The organism is Pseudomonas sp. Yb2C2 (assembly GCF_052112325.1).
In the GTDB taxonomy this organism is placed as follows: Bacteria; Pseudomonadota; Gammaproteobacteria; order Pseudomonadales; family Pseudomonadaceae; genus Aquipseudomonas; species Aquipseudomonas marginalis.
Map to the genome: position 1 here is coordinate 313,573 of NZ_JAVAJK010000005.1, position 18,642 is coordinate 332,214.

At 61.2% G+C, this 18,642-nt stretch carries 20 protein-coding genes; 5 read left to right on the plus strand and 15 right to left on the minus strand.

The genetic code is table 11. The annotated features are described in order from the left end of the window. The first annotated feature begins 61 nt into the window (after positions 1 to 61). Positions 62 to 442, plus strand: a complete 381-nt coding sequence (locus tag Q8X51_RS09480; RefSeq protein WP_065948786.1) for a helicase — start codon at positions 62 to 64, stop codon at positions 440 to 442. A gap of 49 nt (positions 443 to 491) precedes the next feature. On the opposite strand, the gene Q8X51_RS09485 is transcribed toward Q8X51_RS09480, so the two are convergent. The 6 genes from Q8X51_RS09485 to exbB form a co-directional block, all read right to left on the minus strand. Further along, entirely contained in the window at positions 492 to 1,892 is a 1,401-nt protein-coding gene (locus Q8X51_RS09485) for an aminoacyl-tRNA deacylase and HDOD domain-containing protein (RefSeq protein ID WP_330215383.1), read from the minus strand. 77 nt (positions 1,893 to 1,969) lie between these two features. Further along, on the minus strand, positions 1,970 to 4,045 hold the full coding sequence (recG, locus tag Q8X51_RS09490) for an ATP-dependent DNA helicase RecG (RefSeq protein ID WP_065926719.1): 2,076 nt from the start codon (positions 4,043 to 4,045) through the stop codon (positions 1,970 to 1,972). An 8-nt stretch (positions 4,046 to 4,053) separates the two neighbouring features. Further along, positions 4,054 to 4,974, minus strand: a complete 921-nt coding sequence (locus tag Q8X51_RS09495; RefSeq protein WP_015886540.1) for a hydrogen peroxide-inducible genes activator — start codon at positions 4,972 to 4,974, stop codon at positions 4,054 to 4,056. A 142-nt stretch (positions 4,975 to 5,116) separates the two neighbouring features. Then, positions 5,117 to 5,866, minus strand: a complete 750-nt coding sequence (locus Q8X51_RS09500; protein WP_027608280.1) for a TonB family protein — start codon at positions 5,864 to 5,866, stop codon at positions 5,117 to 5,119. Beyond that, positions 5,863 to 6,288 carry a TonB system transport protein ExbD gene (gene exbD, locus Q8X51_RS09505; protein WP_407693716.1) on the minus strand — a complete coding sequence of 142 codons (426 nt, stop codon included), beginning with the start codon at positions 6,286 to 6,288 and terminating at the stop codon, positions 5,863 to 5,865. The genes Q8X51_RS09500 and exbD overlap by 4 nt, the downstream gene beginning before the upstream one ends. A gap of 6 nt (positions 6,289 to 6,294) precedes the next feature. Then, positions 6,295 to 7,266 (minus strand): tonB-system energizer ExbB, encoded by a 972-nt coding sequence (gene exbB / locus Q8X51_RS09510; RefSeq protein WP_065926717.1) that lies wholly within the window; start codon positions 7,264 to 7,266, stop codon positions 6,295 to 6,297. A gap of 189 nt (positions 7,267 to 7,455) precedes the next feature. On the opposite strand from exbB, the gene Q8X51_RS09515 reads away from it, so the two are divergent. Further along, positions 7,456 to 8,307 carry an SDR family oxidoreductase gene (locus Q8X51_RS09515; RefSeq protein WP_065926716.1) on the plus strand — a complete coding sequence of 284 codons (852 nt, stop codon included), beginning with the start codon at positions 7,456 to 7,458 and terminating at the stop codon, positions 8,305 to 8,307. Between the two features lie 64 nt (positions 8,308 to 8,371). Here the strand turns inward: Q8X51_RS09515 and Q8X51_RS09520 are convergent, their stop codons facing one another. The 6 genes from Q8X51_RS09520 to Q8X51_RS09545 form a co-directional block, all read right to left on the minus strand. Further along, positions 8,372 to 9,115 carry a hypothetical protein gene (locus Q8X51_RS09520; RefSeq protein WP_065926715.1) on the minus strand — a complete coding sequence of 248 codons (744 nt, stop codon included), beginning with the start codon at positions 9,113 to 9,115 and terminating at the stop codon, positions 8,372 to 8,374. Between the two features lie 56 nt (positions 9,116 to 9,171). Further along, positions 9,172 to 9,552, minus strand: a complete 381-nt coding sequence (locus Q8X51_RS09525; protein WP_003176922.1) for a RidA family protein — start codon at positions 9,550 to 9,552, stop codon at positions 9,172 to 9,174. Between the two features lie 24 nt (positions 9,553 to 9,576). Then, positions 9,577 to 11,682, minus strand: a complete 2,106-nt coding sequence (spoT, locus tag Q8X51_RS09530) for a bifunctional GTP diphosphokinase/guanosine-3',5'-bis pyrophosphate 3'-pyrophosphohydrolase (protein ID WP_005792489.1) — start codon at positions 11,680 to 11,682, stop codon at positions 9,577 to 9,579. Between the two features lie 60 nt (positions 11,683 to 11,742). Continuing rightward, entirely contained in the window at positions 11,743 to 12,006 is a 264-nt protein-coding gene (rpoZ, locus tag Q8X51_RS09535; RefSeq protein WP_017735757.1) for a DNA-directed RNA polymerase subunit omega, read from the minus strand. 167 nt (positions 12,007 to 12,173) lie between these two features. After that, entirely contained in the window at positions 12,174 to 12,794 is a 621-nt protein-coding gene (gene gmk, locus Q8X51_RS09540) for a guanylate kinase (protein WP_027608284.1), read from the minus strand. 10 nt (positions 12,795 to 12,804) lie between these two features. Next, on the minus strand, positions 12,805 to 13,668 hold the full coding sequence (locus tag Q8X51_RS09545; protein ID WP_065926714.1) for a YicC/YloC family endoribonuclease: 864 nt from the start codon (positions 13,666 to 13,668) through the stop codon (positions 12,805 to 12,807). Between the two features lie 204 nt (positions 13,669 to 13,872). On the opposite strand from Q8X51_RS09545, the gene rph reads away from it, so the two are divergent. Both rph and Q8X51_RS09555 read left to right on the plus strand, forming a co-directional pair. Next, a complete protein-coding gene (rph, locus tag Q8X51_RS09550) occupies positions 13,873 to 14,595 on the plus strand; it encodes a ribonuclease PH (RefSeq protein WP_027608286.1) in 723 nt (240 codons plus the stop codon). Positions 14,596 to 14,617: 22 nt separating this feature from the next. Continuing rightward, positions 14,618 to 14,986 carry a DUF4870 domain-containing protein gene (locus Q8X51_RS09555; protein WP_027608287.1) on the plus strand — a complete coding sequence of 123 codons (369 nt, stop codon included), beginning with the start codon at positions 14,618 to 14,620 and terminating at the stop codon, positions 14,984 to 14,986. Positions 14,987 to 15,044: 58 nt separating this feature from the next. On the opposite strand, the gene Q8X51_RS09560 is transcribed toward Q8X51_RS09555, so the two are convergent. Then, the gene (locus Q8X51_RS09560; RefSeq protein ID WP_003195493.1) at positions 15,045 to 15,824 is read right to left on the minus strand and encodes an exodeoxyribonuclease III; all 780 of its coding nucleotides are present in this window, start codon (positions 15,822 to 15,824) and stop codon (positions 15,045 to 15,047) included. Between the two features lie 82 nt (positions 15,825 to 15,906). Here Q8X51_RS09560 and pyrE point away from each other — a divergent pair, with 82 nt between their 5' ends. Next, a complete protein-coding gene (gene pyrE / locus Q8X51_RS09565; RefSeq protein WP_027608288.1) occupies positions 15,907 to 16,554 on the plus strand; it encodes an orotate phosphoribosyltransferase in 648 nt (215 codons plus the stop codon). 72 nt (positions 16,555 to 16,626) lie between these two features. Here the strand turns inward: pyrE and Q8X51_RS09570 are convergent, their stop codons facing one another. Continuing rightward, on the minus strand, positions 16,627 to 17,496 hold the full coding sequence (locus Q8X51_RS09570) for a hypothetical protein (RefSeq protein ID WP_407693715.1): 870 nt from the start codon (positions 17,494 to 17,496) through the stop codon (positions 16,627 to 16,629). Beyond that, positions 17,484 to 18,542, minus strand: coding sequence for a type IV toxin-antitoxin system AbiEi family antitoxin (locus Q8X51_RS09575; RefSeq protein WP_407693714.1), 1,059 nt, complete (start codon positions 18,540 to 18,542; stop codon positions 17,484 to 17,486). Before Q8X51_RS09575 ends, Q8X51_RS09570 begins: the two co-directional genes overlap by 13 nt. Between the last annotated feature and the right edge of the window lie 100 nt (positions 18,543 to 18,642).

An 18,642-nucleotide genomic window follows, 5' to 3' on the forward strand; every position in this document is an offset into this window, starting at 1 on the left:
GTTCTTTTTGCAATTGGTTAAACTGCTGCGGCCACTCAATAATTACACCGAGGCCGTGTGCATGAAATTTCGTCTTCTCCTGTGGGTGCTGGGCCTGATGATGGGCAAAGCCAGCCGCACCAATCCTGCCTTCCAGCAACAGCTGGGTGACAAAGACCTCGCATTCCAGTTGCAGACCCTCGACGGCAAGGTTGCCCGTCACTTCATCGTCAAAGACCAACGCATCACCAGCCGCTCGGGCGTTCACCCGGCGCCGGCGTTCGCCATCGCGTTCAAGGATGCCGCCTACGGCTTCGCCACGATGCAGGCGAAGAACAAGCAACTGGCGTTCATGACGGGGATTCAGGACAAGTCGATCCAGATCAAGGGCAACCCGGCGCTGGTGATCTGGTTCCAGGGGTTGACCAAGTATTTGGGGCGTAAGCGCAGCTCCAAGCGATGAGCCACAAGCTGCAAGCTTGAAGCTGACTACTTGAAGCTTGCAGCTGCTGTTAAGCCTGGCTGAACTGCGAGGCCAATTCGCGCAGCAGCACCTCGGCATCCAGCACCTTGGCCACGACGTCATCCGCTTTGTCACGGCTCAAGCCCAAACGCTCAAGCAGTTCGTCCGGGATGGTCTCGTCCGGCCCGGACCCAATCCCCCGGCTGCGCAGCAGGCGCACGGCCAGGCACACCAGGTTCGGGTATTCGGCGTATTGCCCATCGTAGGTCGGGTCGTGCTGGAAGCGCAGGGCAGTGGACAGCTCGTCCGGCATGTCCCAGTAGCGCATCAGCCAGGCGCCGATCTGCTCGCGGCTGATGCCCAGCAGGTGTTGCTCCACATAGCTGTGGCACAGGTGCGGGTTGACCTCCAGGTGGCGGCAGATCAGCGAGAAGTGCGGCGGGAACACATGGGCCAGCAACAGGTAGCCGAAGTTGTGCAGCAGGCCGGCGAGGTAGGTCAGGCCGGCTTCCGGGCGCTGAGCGCGGGGCATGGCGCGGGTCAGGCCTTCGATCACGGCGGCGGTGTAGATGGACTGGTGCCAGTACGGTGTGGCCTGGTGCGGGTGGTCCTTGGGCAGGCTCAAGGTCTTGCCCAGGGCCAGGCCCAAGGCGAGGTTGATCACCAGGTCAAAACCCAGCACGCGCACGATGGCGTCTTCCACCGAGCGGATCTTGCCCGGCGATGCGTAGTACGGCGATGCGGCCCAGCTCACCACTTGGGCGGCCAGTGCCGGGTCGGTTTCGACCACGCCGGTGATGTCGTCGATGGTGGCATTGGGGTCGACGCGCAGCTTGATGATCTTCTGGGCGGTGTCGGCCAGCGGTGGAATCTCGATGGTCGCTTCCAGGCGTTGCTGGATGCGACGGGCGGTAAACGCCTGCATCGCCTGGGTGATTTCCTCACGGTCATCATTGGGGCGGTCGAGGTTCGGGCGGATGTTGCTCAGCGGTTCACCGAACTGGGCCGCGCTGGCCTTGGTGAGCATGGTCTTGAAAGCGTCGCTGGCGATTTCCAGCAGCAGCCCGGCTTCGCCCGAATGCACCAGCAGGCTCGGCTCGTCGAGCAGGCTGCCTTCGTACAGGCACGGCGAACTGGTGAGTGCCGGCAGGCCCGGCAGCAGGCTCAGGTCGTGCTTGCCCAGCATGCGCGCGACGCGGTCCGGCGACACGGCCGTAAGGCGGCGACCCGTGAGTTCGGTAAGGCGGTTGAGGTCCAGCAGCTGGTTCTGCGGGAACAGCACCATCAGGGCGCCCACCGCGTCTTCCAGCAAGACGGCCTGGACTTTTTGCGCAGGATTCAGGCCCGGATGTTCGGTGACTTCCGTGTAGCTGATGGCGAGTTTTGCGAGCAAAGCCCGAATGACCGGTGGGGCGGTCAGTGGGGCTGTGGCGTGGGCAACTTCTGACATGGCCTGATCCAATTTCTTACAGTCACCGAAGTATAACCAGCTTGATACACCTGTAGGTCGGATAAGTGCGTCAGGCGTCACACTTGGCCGTATTGCTGCCCATGGCGCAGCCAGCGATCCAGCAGCGGGCTGACGTGATCCGGCCAGCGCTCCAGCAACGCCTGCGCTGCATCGCGCACGGCGGGCAACAGGTCGGCGTCGCGCATCAGGTCGGCGACCTTGAACTGCAGCAGGCCGGTCTGGCGGGTGCCGAGCATTTCGCCGGGGCCGCGCAGTTCGAGGTCTTTCTCGGCGATGACAAAACCGTCGTTGGTCTCGCGCATGATGCCCAGGCGCTGGCGGCCGATCTGCGACAACGGCGGGTGGTAGAGCAGCACGCAGTGACTTGCGGCGCTGCCTCGGCCCACACGGCCGCGCAATTGGTGCAGTTGCGCCAGGCCCAGGCGCTCGGGGTTTTCGATGATCATCAGGCTGGCGTTGGGCACGTCCACGCCCACTTCAATCACGGTGGTAGCGACCAGCAGCTGCAGGTTACCGGCCTTGAATTCAGCCATCACCGCGGCCTTTTCCGCGGGCTTCATGCGCCCATGGATCAGCCCGACCTTGAGTTCGCCCAGGGCGCTGGTGAGGTCTTCATAGGTGGTCTCGGCGGCCTGGCAGGTCAGCTCCTCGGACTCTTCGATCAGTGTGCACACCCAGTACGCCTGGCGGCCTTCGGCACAGGCGCCGCGCACACGTTCGATCACTTCGACGCGCCGGGTGTCGGTGACCAGCACGGTGTTGACCGGTGTGCGGCCGGGGGGCAGTTCGTCGAGGATCGAAGTGTCGAGGTCGGCGTAGGCGCTCATGGCCAGGGTGCGCGGGATCGGGGTGGCGGTCATGATCAACTGGTGCGGGTTCATGCGCCCGCCCACGCCTTTCTGGCGCAGGGCCAGGCGCTGTTGCACGCCGAAGCGGTGCTGTTCGTCGATGATCACCAGGGCCAGGTTCTTGAACTGCACTTCGTCCTGGAACAGCGCATGGGTACCCACCACCATCGGTGCGCCGCCGGCGATCTGTTCCAGCGCGGCCGCGCGCGTCTTGCCCTTGAGCTTGCCGGCCAGCCACGCGACTTCCAGGCCCAGGGGCTCGAGCCAGCGCTTGAACGTGATGAAGTGCTGCTCGGCGAGGATCTCGGTGGGCGCCATCAGCGCCACCTGGTAACCGGCTTCCAGGGCTTGCAGGGCGGCGAGGGCGGCGACCACGGTCTTGCCCGCGCCCACGTCGCCCTGGATCAGGCGCAGCATCGGCTCGTGCTGGCTGAGGTCGTAGGCGATTTCATTGCCCACGCGCTGCTGGGCGCCGGTCGGCGCAAAGCCGAGGTTGGCCAGGTATTGCGCAGGCAAGCGCGTGGCCTTGGGCATGGCCGGCGCACGCAGGGAGCGCATGCTTTCGCGCAGGCGTTGCTGGGACAGTTGGTGAGTCAGCAGTTCTTCGAACGCCAGGCGGTGCTGGGCCCAGTGATGACCGAGGGCCAGTTCGTCGACATCGGCGTCCGCAGGGGGGTGATGCAGGTAGCGGATCGCATCGGCCAGTGGCGCCAGTTGGTAGTCGCGGGCCAGTTCCAGGGGCAGCCAGTCGGGCAGGCTCTGCGGGCCAAGCATGCTCAGGGTCTGCATGCACAATTGGCGCAGGCGCTGTTGGGTCAGGCCTTCGGTGAGCGGGTAGATCGGCGTGAGGGTGGTGTCCACCGGCGGCGGTTCGTCACCGGTAATGGCGCGGTATTCCGGGTGGTAGATCTCCAGGCCGGAGGCGCCGGGGCGCGCTTCGCCGTAGCAGCGCACGCGGGTGCCGCGCTTGAGGCCTTCTTTCTGTGCGTTACTGAAATGGTAGAAGCGCAGGCTCAGGCCGCCGGTGCCATCCTGCAGGCGCACCACCAGACTGCGGCGCTTGCCCATCACCACGTCGGCACCGCTGACGGTGCCTTCGACCACCGCATCCTGCCCAGGACGCAGTTGGCCGATGGGCACCACGCGAGTGCGATCCTGATAGCGCAGGGGCAGGTGGAACAGCACGTCCTGGAGGTTTTCCAGGCCGACCTTGGCCAGCTTCTCGGCCATGGCCTCGCCGACACCCTTGAGTGCCGTCACCGACACCTGCGACAGCTCAGTCATACGTTTACTTAGCTCGCAGCAGGCGGCTTGGCCACCGAACACAGGCGGATCGAGTCGGCGAGGATCTCAATGGCTTTGGGCCGTGGGAAGCTGGCGCGCCAGGCAATCGCCACGGTACGGAACGGCACCGGTGGCGTGAGTGGGCGCACTTCGATCACGCCGGGGGCGTAGTGATGGCTGTCCACTGCCGACAGCGGCAGGATCGAGATGCCCAGGCCGGACGCGACCATATGCCGGATGGTTTCCAGGGAGCTGGATTCCACAGTGGTGTGCTTGGCGCCGTCGTTGCCTTTGGTCAGGGTCGGGCAGGCTTCCAGCACCTGGTCGCGGAAGCAGTGGCCTTCGCCGAGCAGCAGCAGGCTCTTGTCGTTGAGCAGGCCGGCGTCGATGGTGTCTTTTTGCGTCCACGGATGGGAGGCGGGCATCAGCACGTAGAACGGCTCGTCGTAGAGCGGCAGGGTCAACACATCCGCTTCGTTGAACGGCAGCGCGATGATGATCGCGTCCAGCTCGCCGTTGCGCAGTTTGTCGCGCAGCACGTGGGTAAAGTTTTCTTCGATATACAGCGGCATCTGCGGCGCGACGCGGTGCAGTTGCGGGATCAGGTGCGGGAACAGGTACGGGCCGACGGTATAGATGGCGCCGACTTTCAGCGGTGCGGTCAGCTGGTTCTTGCCGGCCTGGGCCAGTTCGCGAATGCTTTGCGCCTGTTCCAGCACCTTCTGGGCCTGGGCCACGATGCCTTCGCCCACCGGGGTGAGGCGCACGGCGCTTTTGCTGCGCTCGAAAATCAGCACACCGAGTTCGTCTTCAAGCTTCTTCACGCCCACCGACAGCGTCGGCTGGCTGACGTGGCAACGCTCGGCCGCGTGGCCAAAGTGTTGCTCTTGGGCGAGGGTGACGATGTAGCGTAATTCTGTAAGAGTCATAGCGGGCGTCCATGAGGTTGCGGGCCAAGCATACCGGCTGCAATCGATAGACGCACGTTATCAGAACTTTGCTGGGGATTGAGGGGGGAATGCGCGGGATTTTGCTGAGAGTGGCGAGGGGTGTCCCTCGCCATCATCATTTTCAGCGACGACGCTTCTCGATGTTGTACACGAACGGTGCAACGATCTCGATGCTGCCGCCCTTGAGCATATCGGCTGGCGGCTTGGGCAGCGGCTGGGCACGACGGATCATGTCCAGGGTGGCGCGGTCCAGGTCGGCGTTGCCGGAACGCCCCACCAACTCGTAGGACAGCACGTTACCGTCGCCATCCACCACGAACTTCAGGCGGTTCAGGCCTTCCTTGCCACGGGCCTGGGCACCTGGCGGGTACTTCTTGTACTTCTGCAAGTGTGCCAGCAGGGTGCCTTCCCAGGACGCTTTGGCGGCGATCTGTTGCGGCGACGGGCCAGGTACGGGCTGGGCCGATTTTTCAGCCGGTGCCTTGGTGGGCGGAGCGTCGCTAGGCGGGTCCTCGGAGGGTTTCTCCTTGGGCGGCTCGATCTTTTTCTCCACCGGCTTGGGCGGCTGCGGTTTAGGTTTTGGCTTGACCGGCTTGGGCACCTGGATCGTTGGCTTGGGAGCCTCGGCCAGTTTCGGCAGGGGCAGCTCTTCCACCGGTGCAGGCGGTTGCGGCGGCGTTACCACTTTCGGCGGCGCCGGCGGCGGCGGTGCTGGCATCGGGGCCAGGTCGATGACCATGGCTGCCGGCGGCAACTGCACCGTGCGCGGCGCTGACCAGTGGAGCGCGATGGCAATCGCGACGGCATGCACGCCCAGCACGACGGCGAGGCTGGTGCCATAACGCGTCAGTTTGTGGCGCGTCGTGATCATTTCTTGGCTGCCGTCTCAAGTCCGACCAGGCCTACCTTGAGGTAGCCGGCTGCCCGCAGGGCATCCATCACGCTCATCAGGTCGCCGTAGTCCACGCCCTTGTCGGCCTGGAAGAAGATCGTCGTGTCCTTCTTGCCTTGGGTCTTGGCATCGAGCACCGGCCCCAGGGTTTCGGTCTTGACCTCTTCTTCGCCCAGGAACAGGCGTTGGTCCGTCTTGACGCTGAGGAAGATCGGTTTCTCCGGCCGCGGCGCAGGCTTGGCGCTGGAGGCGGGCAGGTCAACCTTGATGTCCACGGTGGCCAATGGAGCGGCCACCATGAAGATGATCAGCAGCACGAGCATCACGTCGATAAACGGCGTGACGTTGATTTCGTGGTTCTCGACGAGTTCGTCGTCGCCTTGATTCAAATGCAGGCCCATGGCCGATTACCCCACTTTCACCATGTGCGGTTGCGAGCTGCGCTCGGTAGGCAGGTGATCGAGGTCGCGGCTGACCAGCAGCAGGACTTCTGCCGACGCGTCCGATACCTGGGCCTTGTAGCCGGCAATCGAACGGGCGAAGACGTTGTAGATCACTACCGCAGGAATCGCGGCGACCAGGCCCAGGGCGGTTGCCAGCAGGGCTTCGGCGATGCCGGGGGCGACGACGGCGAGGTTGGTGGTCTGGGTTTTGGCGATGCCGATGAAGCTGTTCATGATGCCCCAGACGGTACCGAACAGGCCGACGAACGGCGCGGTGGAGCCGATGGTCGCGAGCACGCCGGTGCCGCTGCTCATGTTACGGCCGCAGGCTGCAACCAGGCGTTCCAGGCGGAACGCCACGCGCTCCTTGATGCCTTCTTTTTCACGGGTGTTGGCCGACAGGCGCATTTCTTCCAGTGCGTCGTGCACCAGGGTGTTGGCCAGGGTGCCTTTCTTGGTCGCGCTTTCGCTGGCTTCCTTGAGGGTGGTGGCCTTCTTCAGGTGGACGATTTCAGTGCGCAGACGGCGCTTGGCACCCAGCAGCTCGAAGCCTTTGGCGATCCAGATGGTCCAGGTAATGATCGACGCGATGGCCAGGCCGATCATCACGGCTTTCACCACCACGTCAGCATTCTGGTACATGCCCCATGGCGACAGGTCGTGGGCCATGCCCAGGGTGTTGTCTTCTTCCAGCACGACACCGGTTTCGTCGGCGGCGGCTGGGACTGCAGCCTGGGCCGGGTCGGTGGCCGCAGCGGGTGCGGTTGGAGCCGCAGCATTGTGCTCGGCGGCGGCCGGGGTAGCCGGGGCGGTGGCATCAGCGAATGCGGCGGTCGGCGCCAGCAGTACGCTGAACAGCATCGCAGCAATCGCACGCCAGGCGCGGGATGGGCTGTGAAGCTTGGTTGGCGAAGCGGGGGTTGTATTACGTGTCATGCTGGCCGGACCTGAGAGAAGAAAATGACTGATCGTCCTTCCAGACCCAAAGGGGTCGAGGACAAATGGGCGGTTATTATTGCAAGTAATTCTTGTTAACAGAAGTAATACAGTAACTTTATTTGCCCTTTTTCTGGCCGCCGGTCTGCTGCGAGGGCTAATCTAGACCTTTAAGAACGGAGTTTTATGATGTCTGTGCCTTCGGTTGTGATTGCCGGATGTGGCGATGTGGGTAGTCGGCTGGCTAGCCAATTGCTGGCCTCGGAATGGGAGGTTCATGGCCTGCGGCGCGATATTTCACGCCTGCCCGACGGGGTGATCGGCATTGCCGGCGACCTGTTCAACAAGGATTGCCCTGACACCTGGCCGATCGGCGGGGTGGATTACCTGGTGTACTGCGCCGCCGCCACCGACCACGATGAGGCCGGTTATCGCGCCGCTTACGTGCAAGGGTTGCAGCATGTGCTGGAGTGGCTGAAGGATTATGGCCAGGAGCCCAGGCACCTGCTGTTTGTGTCCAGCAGCAGCGTATACGGGCAGCAGAATGGCGAGTGGGTCGACGAAACCTCCGAAACCCAGGCCAAGGGTTATTCCGGGCAAGTCATGCTGGAGGCCGAGCAGGTGGCACTTAACAGTGGCATTCCTGCGAGCGTCGTGCGGTTGACCGGCATTTACGGTCCTGGTCGCGAATGGCTGCTGACCCAGGTGCGCCAGGGGTACCGTGTAGCGCTTGATCCGCCTTTATACGGCAACCGTATACACGCCGATGATGCGGCGGGCTTGCTGGCATTTTTGCTACGCCACGTGGAGCAGGGCGGTTCGCTGGATAAGGTCTATATCGGCGTCGACGATGCACCGGCGCCCTTGGCCGAGGTGGTGGCCTGGCTGCGTGACTACCTGGGCGTCACTGAGTGGTCCGAGGACGCGAGTGTGCGGCGTGCGGGCAGCAAGCAATGCAGCAATGCCCGGATAAAGGCGCTGGGGTGGACGCCCACGTATGCGAGCTACCGCGAAGGGTACGCAGCCATTCTTAAAGGCTGAAATGCGGTTAAAGATGTGGGAGGGGGTAAGCCCCTCTCCCACATTTGGAGCTGGGTGATGACTGCTATTGTTTTTCAAGCAGCCATTGGCGCGGCCCGGGAGTGAACTGAGGCACTTCATCCGCTTGAGCGGTGTTGACCGCCTGGAAGATCTCCAACTGCTTGCCCTTGCGCACGAAGATCCACGGGTTACCCACGCCGTTGAGCTGCAGCCACATGCTGTCGTAGCCGCCGCTCATGGAGGCACAGTCACCGGCCAGGCACAGAGAGTACCGATCAACATTGGGCAAACCGGCGACCTTGCCGTCAGGCTGGAACTGGACAGTGGCACCGTTGCCGAAGCCGTCGGTGATCTTCCAGTCGCCGCCCATATAGGCTGCGTACAGGGCGCGTTCGAAGTTGGCACCCAGCGGCGCACCTTCCGGTGCAGGTTCCTTGGCGCGGGCAAAGAGCTGCTCGGGCTCGTTGTCGTTGGCCACTTGCAGCAGTTGCCTGCCTTTGCGCTTGAGTTCAGTGGCGGAGCTGCCGTAGAAGTCGACGCTCCAGGCGCCGGACTGTTCGCCGAGCAACTTGCCTTCCGCGACTTCAAAACCGTTGTAGTAACGTGCCTGCGAAGCCTTGGGGTTGACCTCCCATTCGAGGTTCGGGCCATAGCTTTGCAGCGCTTCACGCAAAGGGCCGCCCTTGGCTGCCGCATCGATGGCGACCTGGTTGATCCAGGTGCCGCTCACATCCTGGTTGGCAGGGTTGCTGGCGCAGCCGCCGAGCAACAGGGCGAGCAACGAAGAGGCTACAAGCGCTTTGCGCATCATGAAATCCTTTTAAAACGAAGTCGGCGCAGCCTATGGAGGCTGCGCCGGGTGTTTTACTCGATGACCAGAATTGCGTCCATCTCAACCTGTGCGCCCTTTGGCAGGGCGGCAACACCAATGGCGGCGCGGGCTGGGTAAGGTTGTTCGAAGTACTTGCCCATGATCTCGTTGACCTTGGCGAAGTGGCTCAGGTCGGTGAGGAAGATGTTCAGCTTGACGATGTCCTTGAACGAGCCGCCGGCAGCTTCGGCCACGGACTTTAGGTTTTCGAAGACCTGTACGGTCTGGGCTTCGAAGCCTTCCACCAGTTCCATGGTCTTTGGGTCCAGCGGGATCTGGCCGGACATGTAGACGGTGTTGCCCGCCTTGATGGCCTGGGAGTAAGTACCGATGGCGGCTGGGGCCTTGTCGCTGGTGATAACGGTCTTGGTCATGAATGACTCCTTGTAATGGATGGGCTACGCACGCATGCGGGTGATGCGGATCACACCGGTCAAGGCGCGCAGTTTCTTGATCACGCGGGCCAGGTGCACGCGGTCATGCACGCTGACCACCAGCTGGACCACGCTGATGCGACCATCGCGCTCGTCCATGCTGATTTTCTCGATATTGCCGTCGGCCGCGTTGACGCTGCTGGCCAGCAGGGCGATCAGGCCGCGCTGGTGTTCCAGCTCCACGCGCAGCTCGACGTTGAATTCGCCGGTGACATCCTTGGCCCACGAGAGCTGGATGCATTTTTCCGGGTTGTGACGGATCTCGGTGATGTTGCGGCAGTTGTCGAGGTGAACAACCATGCCCTTGCCAGCCGACAGGTGGCCGACAATCGGGTCGCCAGGGATCGGCGTGCAGCATTTGGCGTAGCTGAGCACCAGGCCCTCTGTGCCGCGAATCGCCAGCGGGCCTTCGGGGCTTGGCAACTGTTCGCCTTCGCCCAGCAGGCGGCGTGCGACCACGTAGGCCATGCGGTTGCCCAGGCCGATATCTTCCAGCAGGTCTTCGATGGTTTCCTGGCGGTACTCGTGGAGCATCGCTTGCACGCGCTCCTGCGCAATCTTGTCCAAGGCGCTGTCGAAGCCGTTGAGCACTTTGTTCAGCAGGCGTTCGCCCAGGCTGATGGACTCGGAGCGGCGCTGCAGTTTCAGCGCGTGGCGGATGTGTGTGCGGGCCTTGCCGGTGACCACGAAGTTGAGCCACGCCGGATTCGGGCGGGCTCCGGGTGCACTGACGATCTCGACCGTGGAGCCGCTTTGCAGCGGTTCGGACAGCGGCGCGAGACGGCGGTTGATCCGGCAGGCAATGCAGCTGTTGCCGACGTCGGTGTGCACCGCGTAGGCAAAGTCGACCGCAGTGGAGCCTTTGGGCAGCTCCATGATGCGGCCTTTGGGCGTGAATACGTAGACCTCGTCCGGGAACAGGTCGATCTTCACGCTTTCGATAAATTCCAGGGAGTTGCCGGCACGTTGCTGCATTTCCAGCACGCCCTTGACCCACTGGCGGGCGCGGGCATGGGTGCCTTTGGGCTGCTCGTCGCCGCTGGATTTGTACAGCCAATGGGCGGCGATGCCGTTGTTGGCCATCTCTTCCATTTCGCGGGTGCGGATCTGGATCTCGATCGGCACCCCGTGCATACCGAACAGTGTGGTATGCAGCGATTGATAGCCGTTGGCCTTGGGAATGGCGATGTAGTCCTTGAAGCGCCCCGGCAGGGGTTTGTACAAATTATGTACAGCACCGAGGACGCGGTAGCAGGTATCGACCTTGTCCACGATGATGCGGAACGCGTACACGTCCATGATCTCGTTGAAGGCCCGGCGCTTGCCGCGCATCTTCTTGTAGATGCCATAGATGTGCTTCTGCCGGCCGCTGACCTCGCCCTCGATCTCGTCGATCGCCAGGCAATGGCTCAGGGATTCTTCGATCTTGTTGACGATTTCCTTGCGGTTGCCCCGGGCGCGCTTGACGGCCTGGTAGATGCGCGCCGAACGCATCGGGTGCATGGCCTTGAAGCCGAGGTCTTCGAACTCGATACGAATGGCGTGCATACCCAGCCGGTTGGCAATGGGCGCGTAGATTTCCAGGGTTTCCTTGGCGATGCGCCGGCGTTTTTCGCCGGACAGCACTTCCAGCGTGCGCATGTTGTGCAGCCGGTCGGCCAGCTTGACCAGGATCACCCGGATGTCCCGGGCCATGGCCATGGCCATTTTCTGGAAGTTTTCCGCCTGGGCTTCGGCCTTGGTCTCGAAGTTCATCTGGGTCAGTTTGCTGACCCCGTCGACCAGTTCGGCCACGGTTTCGCCAAATTGCGCACTGAGCGCTTCCTTGGCAATGCCGGTGTCTTCGATCACGTCATGCAGCATCGCGGCCATCAGGCTCTGATGGTCCATGTGCATGTCGGCCAGGATATTCGCCACCGCAAGAGGATGGGTGACGTACGCCTCACCGCTTCGGCGGCGTTGCCCGTCGTGGGCCTGTTCGGCGTAGAAATACGCTCGGCGGACCAGGTTGACCTGGTCGGGGCCGAGGTAGGCCGATAAGCGATCGGCGAGGGCGTCTATGCTCGGCAAAGTGTGAACTCCTGCCGAAGGCTGTGACCCCGCGCCGTGCTACGTCGACCAGGCATAGGCTTAGACGGCCTCGTTGGACTCGTCCTCGAACGCTGCAAACAACGGTTCGTCTTCAACGATTTCAGCGTTGGCGATGAACTCGTAGCTCATCAGGCCTTCAGCGATTTCACGCAGGGCTACAACGGTAGGCTTGTCGTTTTCCCACTGGACCAGGGGCTCTTTGCCGCCAGTGGCCAGTTGACGGGCACGCTTGGTAGAGAGCATGACCAGCTCAAAGCGGTTTGCCACGTGGTCTAGGCAGTCTTCAACGGTTACGCGGGCCATGATATTCCTCGGAGCGAATGCAAGATGCGCGCTGCCCGGTTGGGCGAGCGGACTGAGCAGTTTAAAAAATCACCAGCGTTTAGGGAAGCGCTGATTTTTCGCAGGCTCTCGCAAAACCGCTGCAAGCGCCAATGTAAAGCCCTTGCAGCGGTTTTGGGAAGGGCCAATCAGCCGAGCAGTTCGGCTAGTAATTTGCCGAAACGCTGCTGTTGACGCTTTTGCTGGAGCTGATTGGCGCGGAAAATCGCCTTCAGGTCATCCAGCGCGTGGGAAAAATCGTCGTTAATGATCAGGTAGTCGTAGTCGACATAGTGGCTCATTTCGCTGACAGCTTCCCGCATGCGGCCTTCGATGATCTCGTCGCTGTCCTGGCCACGGTTGGTCAGGCGCTGGTGCAAGGCTTCGAGCGACGGCGGCAGGATAAAGATCGAGCGTGCCTTGGGCATCAGCTGGCGCACTTGCTCGGCGCCCTGCCAGTCGATTTCCAGGATCAGGTCGTGGCCTTCGTCCAGGGTCTGCTGCAGGTGGCTCTGCGAGGTGCCGTAGAGGTTGCCGAACACCTCGGCGCGCTCGAGGAAGTCGCCATGCTCGATCATCTTGACGAACTCGGTGCGCTCGACGAAGTGATAGTGCACGCCGTTCACCTCGCCCGGACGCATGGCGCGGGTGGTGTGGGAGATCGAGATGCGAATCTGCTCGTCAGCGTCGGTCAGGGCCTTGACCAGGCTGCTCTTGCCCGCGCCCGAAGGGGCGGAAATGATGTACAGGGTGCCGGTGCTATGGGTCATGGAGGTTGCCTTACTCAATATTCTGTACTTGTTCGCGCATCTGCTCGATCAACACCTTGAGGTTGACCGCCGCCGTGGTGCTGCGCGGATCGAAAGCCTTGGAGCCCAGTGTATTGGCTTCGCGGTTGAGTTCCTGCATCAGGAAGTCCAGGCGCCGACCAGCGGCGCCGCCGGACTTGAGCACGCGGCGCACTTCGAGGATGTGGGTGCTCAGGCGATCCAGTTCTTCGGCGACATCGCTCTTCTGCGCGAGCAGCACCATTTCCTGCTCCAGGCGCACGGGGTCGAGGTCGGCCTTCATGTCGGTGAAGCGGTCGAGGACCTTCTGGCGTTGGGTGGCGAGCATCTGCGGTACCAGCTCGCGCAAGGTGACCACGTCTGCTTCGATCGACGTCAGGCGCTCGTTGATCAGTCGGGCCAGTTCGGCGCCTTCACGCTCGCGGCCAGCCTTGAGTTCCTTCAATCCCTGGGTGAACAGGGCGAGGGCTTCGGCGTTGAGGGCTTGCGGGTCGGAGGCGTCGGCCACCAGCACGCCGGGCCAGGCCAGCACTTCCAGAGGGTTCAGTGCGGCGGGCTGCTTGATCAGGCCGGCGACGGTTTCGGCCGCGGCGACCAGTTGCGCAGCGCGCTCGCGGTCTACCTGCAGCGGCTTGCCGGTGGTTTCTTCGGTAAAGCGCAGGGTGCATTCCAGCTTGCCGCGGGAGATGCCCTGGCGCAGTGCCTCACGCACGGCGCCTTCGAGGTCGCGGAAGGATTCCGGCAGGCGCAGGTGCGGCTCCAGGTAGCGGCTGTTGACCGAGCGCAGTTCCCAGCTCAGGGTGCCTTGGGCGCCGGCTTTTTCGACGCGGGCAAAGGCGGTCATGCTGTGCACCATGGAGGTACCTCGCGATGCAGTCCCGCGAAAGCGGGCTGATGGGTAAATTGAAGCCGACAGGCTGCGAAGGCGCGGGATTGTAGCGCAGTGGGGCGGGCGCGCCCAAACCCTGGGCATTCGTAACCAGATTTTTAGCAGTGCCCCGAATCGGCTCGCGGCTCTATAATGCTCGGCAGTTTTTCGTCCTCAGTACAGGTATCCCCTATGAAACGTCCAAGTGGTCGCGTTGCCGATCAGCTCCGCTCGATCCGCATCACCCGCAACTACACCAAACACGCCGAGGGATCCGTACTGGTCGAGTTTGGCGATACCAAGGTTATCTGCACCGTCAGCGTTGAAAATGGCGTGCCGCGCTTCCTCAAGGGCCAGGGCCAGGGTTGGCTGACCGCCGAATATGGCATGCTGCCACGCGCCACCGGCGAGCGTAACCAGCGTGAAGCCAGCCGTGGCAAGCAAGGCGGCCGTACCCTGGAAATCCAGCGCCTGATCGGGCGCTCCCTGCGCGCGGCCCTGGATATGACCAAGCTGGGCGACGTGACTCTCTACGTCGACTGCGACGTGATCCAGGCCGATGGCGGTACGCGCACCGCCTCCATCACCGGCGCCATGGTGGCGCTGGTCGACGCGCTTAAAGTCATCAAGAAGCGCGGCGGCCTGAAAGGCGGCGACCCACTGAAGCAGATGATCGCCGCCGTATCGGTGGGCATGTACCAGGGCGAGCCGGTGCTGGACCTGGATTACCTGGAAGACTCGGCTGCCGAGACCGATCTGAACGTAGTGATGACCAGCACCGGTGGTTTCATCGAAGTGCAGGGCACCGCCGAAGGTGCGCCATTCCAGCCGGCCGAGCTGAACGCCATGCTGGCCCTGGCCCAGAAAGGCATGACTGAGATCTTCGAACTGCAGAACGCCGCACTGGCTGACTGAGTACGCCTCAAGGAGAAGCGCCATGAATGACAGCCAAATGCCGGTGCCTACGCCTTCCTACGAGGTGCGTCAGGGGGCAATGTTGTGCCATCTTGCTGCGTTCCTGGGGTTTGTATTCCCCTTCGGCAGCGTCGTGGGGCCGCTGATCCTGTGGCAGATGAAAAAAGAAGTGGATCCGTTCATTGACGACCAGGGCAAGGAGGCACTGAATTTCCAGATCACCGTAGCCATCGCCTGGATCATTTGCATCGTGCTGGCCTTCGCGGTCATTGGGTTTTTCCTGATGACGGCCTTGGTCATCGCAAGCGTGGTGCTGACGATCATCGGCGCAATCAAAGCCAACAAAGGGATCGCCTATCGCTATCCCTTGACCTGGCGCCTGGTCAAATAATCGACACCCACAAAAAAACCGACAGCGATGTCGGTTTTTTTGTGCCTGGATAAAGACCCTAGATGGTCAGTGTCCAGTCGTAGTCCACGATCAGCGGCGCGTGCTGCGAGAAGCGCGGCTGGCGCGGCAGGCGTGCACTGCGAACGAACCGGCGCAGACCCGGGGTCAGCAACTGGTAGTCGAAGCGCCAGCCCAGGTTGAGCATCTCAGCCTGTTCATTGTCTGGCCACCAGCTGTACTGGTCGCCTTCGCGGCTGACTTCGCGCAGCGCATCCACATAGCCCATGTTGCCGACAATCTCGTCCATCCAGGCCCGTTCCGGCGCCAGGAAGCCCGGGGATTGCTGGCTGTCACGCCAGTTCTTGATATCCAGCTTCTGTTGCGCCACGTACAGCGAGCCACAGTAAATGTACTCGCGACGTTTGCGTCGCTGTTTATCCAGGTAACGGGCGAAATCGTCCATTAGCTTGAACTTCTGGTTCAAGTCTTCATCGCCGTTCTGCCCCGAAGGAAGCAGCAAGGTCGCGATGCTGACCTTGTCGAAATCGGCTTGCAGGTAGCGCCCGTAGCGGTCGGCTGTCTCGAAGCCGAGGCCGCTGATGACCGCCTTGGGTTGCAACCGCGAGTACAAAGCCACGCCACCTTGGGTGGGCACTTCGGCATCGCAGGCATAAAGGAAGTAGCCATCCAGTTGGAAGGCTGGGTCGTCCAGTTCAAAGGCGGAGGCGCGGGTGTCCTGCAGGCAGATGACGTCGGCATTCTGAGCTTGCAGCCAACTGAGCAAACCACGCTCGACTGCAGCCTGAATACCATTAACGTTCACACTGATGATCCGCATAAATGGCCCCAAAAATCGCGTGCGTGTATGATACACGCCGTCTACCTAATTAGCTAAATCCGTGGTATCTGAGGCTTTTTTCATGCAGGCGTATCAACGCGATTTCATTCGTTTTGCCATCGATCGCGGGGTTTTGCGCTTCGGTGAGTTCACCCTCAAGTCCGGGCGCACCAGCCCGTATTTCTTCAATGCAGGCTTGTTCAACTCGGGCTCGGCCCTGGCTCAGTTGGGGCGCTTCTACGCGGCAGCCATCGTTGAAAGCGGTATTTCCTTCGACGTGCTGTTTGGCCCGGCCTACAAGGGCATCCCCCTGGCCGCTGCAACAGCCGTGGCCCTGGCGGAACATCATGGGCGCGATCTGCCATGGTGCTTCAACCGCAAGGAAGCCAAGGCCCATGGCGAAGGCGGCAGCCTGGTGGGCGCGCCGCTTACCGGCGATGTATTGATCATCGATGACGTGATCACGGCCGGCACGGCTATCCGTGAAGTGATGCAGATCATCGCTTCCCAGGACGGCGCCAAGGCCGCCGGTGTGCTGATCGCGCTGAACCGCCAGGAGCGTGGCAACGGTGAGTTGTCGGCGATCCAGGAAGTGGAGCGTGATTTCGGTATTCCAGTGGTCAGTATCGTGTCATTGAACCAGGTGCTGCAGTTCCTGGAAGACGACCCGCAGCTCAAGCAGCATTTGCCGGCAGTTAAGGCGTATCGCGAGCAGTTCGGCGTTCAGTAATCGCCACAATAAAAAGGCCCCGTTCCATTCAATTGATCGGGGCCTTTTTTCGGCTCGGGTTTCGGGGTGTTGCTACTCCCGCAGTCGCAAGGCGCGCAATAAAGCGTCAACCTGCCCGAAAGCGTCTTGTTGCCATTGCTCCGGTGTGCGATCTCCGAGTATTTGGCTGTCTTCGACGAATCGCCTTACGGCAGTTGGGCCATAGCCTTCGGCGATATCAAACTTTTCGCCGATGAACTGAAATCCCTGTTTTCCACTCCCGGTTTCCAGTACTGATCGACATTCTCCTGCAAGCGCTTGCATGCCACCGGGGAAATTACGGACGCAGTAGTAGATGTCATATGCGTCCTTCTGTTTGTGCCTTCCGTTCAGGGCGTATCCCTTCATCGCCAGCAGGGCGGGGATCGAGCACACCGCGACCTCGACACGATTTTTGCCGCCCGTAGGCATGGAGCCTTCAATGGCAACCATTTGATAGAAGCGCATCGCCAAGTCGGCACCGTCAGCACGTTGAACTGCAAAGTCGTTAAGAATGGGAGGTTTGTTCTGGATGATTTCGGCGTCGCGCGGCATCAAGAAGTCCACGATCACATCTATCGCCGATCCACCGTCTTGCACGGGAACCTGGCGAACGAGCTGGAATCGCCGCAGTTCTCCTCTTTGTTCGTACCCATTACCCATCAGTGCTTCAATCAACGTCGCGTATTCGCCATCACCGAGAGCCTCTGCGTCCAAGCTCAAATCGACATCGAGGGTTCCAACGTGCTGCATATCGTCGTTCGCCAGTAGGAGCCAAGGCACCGCTCCACCGATCACTGCAAACTTGCCTTTGAAGGAACCAAGGATCTGACCGATCTCGACTAATACCGCCTTCACGGCAGCTGTCGTTCTGTCGTCATAATCTGAGGCCGATTGAGGTTCTTGAGGGATTAACGAGACCATGTCAGTTTTTCCTGCCGTAGATATTCGGCGGCTTCCTTTCCGCGCTCTCCCGCAACCGATAGATCCAAATATGTCTGAACTGGGCTGGTGCACAGGGCGCCCGGTGCGGGTTCAACGGTGTCCAGTAGGAGTCCTTCGTCGTTGGGTAAAGTGATGACAACGTTCTCTCCCTTTGATGCAGGAACCAACTGTAGTGCTTTAACCAGTCTCTCTAGCCCTTCAATGTCGGCATAAAAGTAATTCGTGCTGATGCGAGCATAGGGTGCGAGCCATTGAGCGGCAGAAAAGGAGGAAAAAAGTGCGTGTCCGTCGCTCCTTTCTCCAATAGCGATGCGCGCGGCATTTTCCAATGCGCTGCCATGTAAGGTGGTATAGAAGCCCTTACGCTCTCCTGATGGAGGCTCGTATGCTTCGGTCCATGCATCCAGGAGCGCTTGAGGATCGGATAGACATACGCCGTCGTTTGTCGCTCTTGCCCATTCTCGATTCAGTAGTGCTGTGCGGACATTACTGACCTGTCCCAGGCTCACCCCGGCGGCTTCGCACAGTTCTACCACCCGCCAGGCTCGGCCCGGATCCCGAAGCATCGTGCGTATGATCTGCGCTGATTTCGGTTTGAAGAAAGACTTAAGCTCCCTGTGCTCCGAGAGCGGCTTGTCAGCTACTTGGTGATCAATGAATACACCATCGAACGAGATCCAGGCATTACCTTCCAGGTCCAGATATCCCACACCCTTTTCCCGACACAGTTGTCTTGCTACGGGTGAAAGATAGGGGGCTACCACAATAGGCGTCGCCTCCGGCCTTTGCTCGCTCACATAGTCGCGAAGCTGAAGTATGGCCGCGTTTATGAATCGGGGCTGGCCGTTTGCTTTTACCTCGCATACCAGAGGGCGTGATTTGCCCGATGCGTCAATCTCGATAATGAAGTCGGGAGTCCAGCCTTTGGAAGGAGGCATAGTTTTGAGGCTTTTAATCTCGAGAATCGGTACCTTGCTCAGGAGGCTTCGCAGCGCGTCTCTGGAGTGAATTTCGAGTTCTTTCATTAATTTAGCCCTTTTCAGCGAATGTTGAAAATAGCTATTACGGTGAAAAAAGTCGAGGCATTTCACCCTTTGTGATGTTTTCAGTGAGTGTTGAAATACC

Coding starts and splice junctions, on each gene's coding strand:
- Q8X51_RS09480 (WP_065948786.1), top strand. CDS start 62: ATGAAATTTCGTCTTCTCCTGTGGGTGCTGGGCCTGATGATGGGCAAA.
- Q8X51_RS09485 (WP_330215383.1), bottom strand. CDS start 1,892: ATGTCAGAAGTTGCCCACGCCACAGCCCCACTGACCGCCCCACCGGTC.
- recG (WP_065926719.1), bottom strand. CDS start 4,045: ATGACTGAGCTGTCGCAGGTGTCGGTGACGGCACTCAAGGGTGTCGGC.
- Q8X51_RS09495 (WP_015886540.1), bottom strand. CDS start 4,974: ATGACTCTTACAGAATTACGCTACATCGTCACCCTCGCCCAAGAGCAA.
- Q8X51_RS09500 (WP_027608280.1), bottom strand. CDS start 5,866: ATGATCACGACGCGCCACAAACTGACGCGTTATGGCACCAGCCTCGCC.
- exbD (WP_407693716.1), bottom strand. CDS start 6,288: ATGGGCCTGCATTTGAATCAAGGCGACGACGAACTCGTCGAGAACCAC.
- exbB (WP_065926717.1), bottom strand. CDS start 7,266: ATGACACGTAATACAACCCCCGCTTCGCCAACCAAGCTTCACAGCCCA.
- Q8X51_RS09515 (WP_065926716.1), top strand. CDS start 7,456: ATGTCTGTGCCTTCGGTTGTGATTGCCGGATGTGGCGATGTGGGTAGT.
- Q8X51_RS09520 (WP_065926715.1), bottom strand. CDS start 9,115: ATGCGCAAAGCGCTTGTAGCCTCTTCGTTGCTCGCCCTGTTGCTCGGC.
- Q8X51_RS09525 (WP_003176922.1), bottom strand. CDS start 9,552: ATGACCAAGACCGTTATCACCAGCGACAAGGCCCCAGCCGCCATCGGT.
- rpoZ (WP_017735757.1), bottom strand. CDS start 12,006: ATGGCCCGCGTAACCGTTGAAGACTGCCTAGACCACGTGGCAAACCGC.
- gmk (WP_027608284.1), bottom strand. CDS start 12,794: ATGACCCATAGCACCGGCACCCTGTACATCATTTCCGCCCCTTCGGGC.
- Q8X51_RS09545 (WP_065926714.1), bottom strand. CDS start 13,668: ATGGTGCACAGCATGACCGCCTTTGCCCGCGTCGAAAAAGCCGGCGCC.
- rph (WP_027608286.1), top strand. CDS start 13,873: ATGAAACGTCCAAGTGGTCGCGTTGCCGATCAGCTCCGCTCGATCCGC.
- Q8X51_RS09555 (WP_027608287.1), top strand. CDS start 14,618: ATGAATGACAGCCAAATGCCGGTGCCTACGCCTTCCTACGAGGTGCGT.
- Q8X51_RS09560 (WP_003195493.1), bottom strand. CDS start 15,824: ATGCGGATCATCAGTGTGAACGTTAATGGTATTCAGGCTGCAGTCGAG.
- pyrE (WP_027608288.1), top strand. CDS start 15,907: ATGCAGGCGTATCAACGCGATTTCATTCGTTTTGCCATCGATCGCGGG.
- Q8X51_RS09570 (WP_407693715.1), bottom strand. CDS start 17,496: ATGGTCTCGTTAATCCCTCAAGAACCTCAATCGGCCTCAGATTATGAC.
- Q8X51_RS09575 (WP_407693714.1), bottom strand. CDS start 18,542: ATGAAAGAACTCGAAATTCACTCCAGAGACGCGCTGCGAAGCCTCCTG.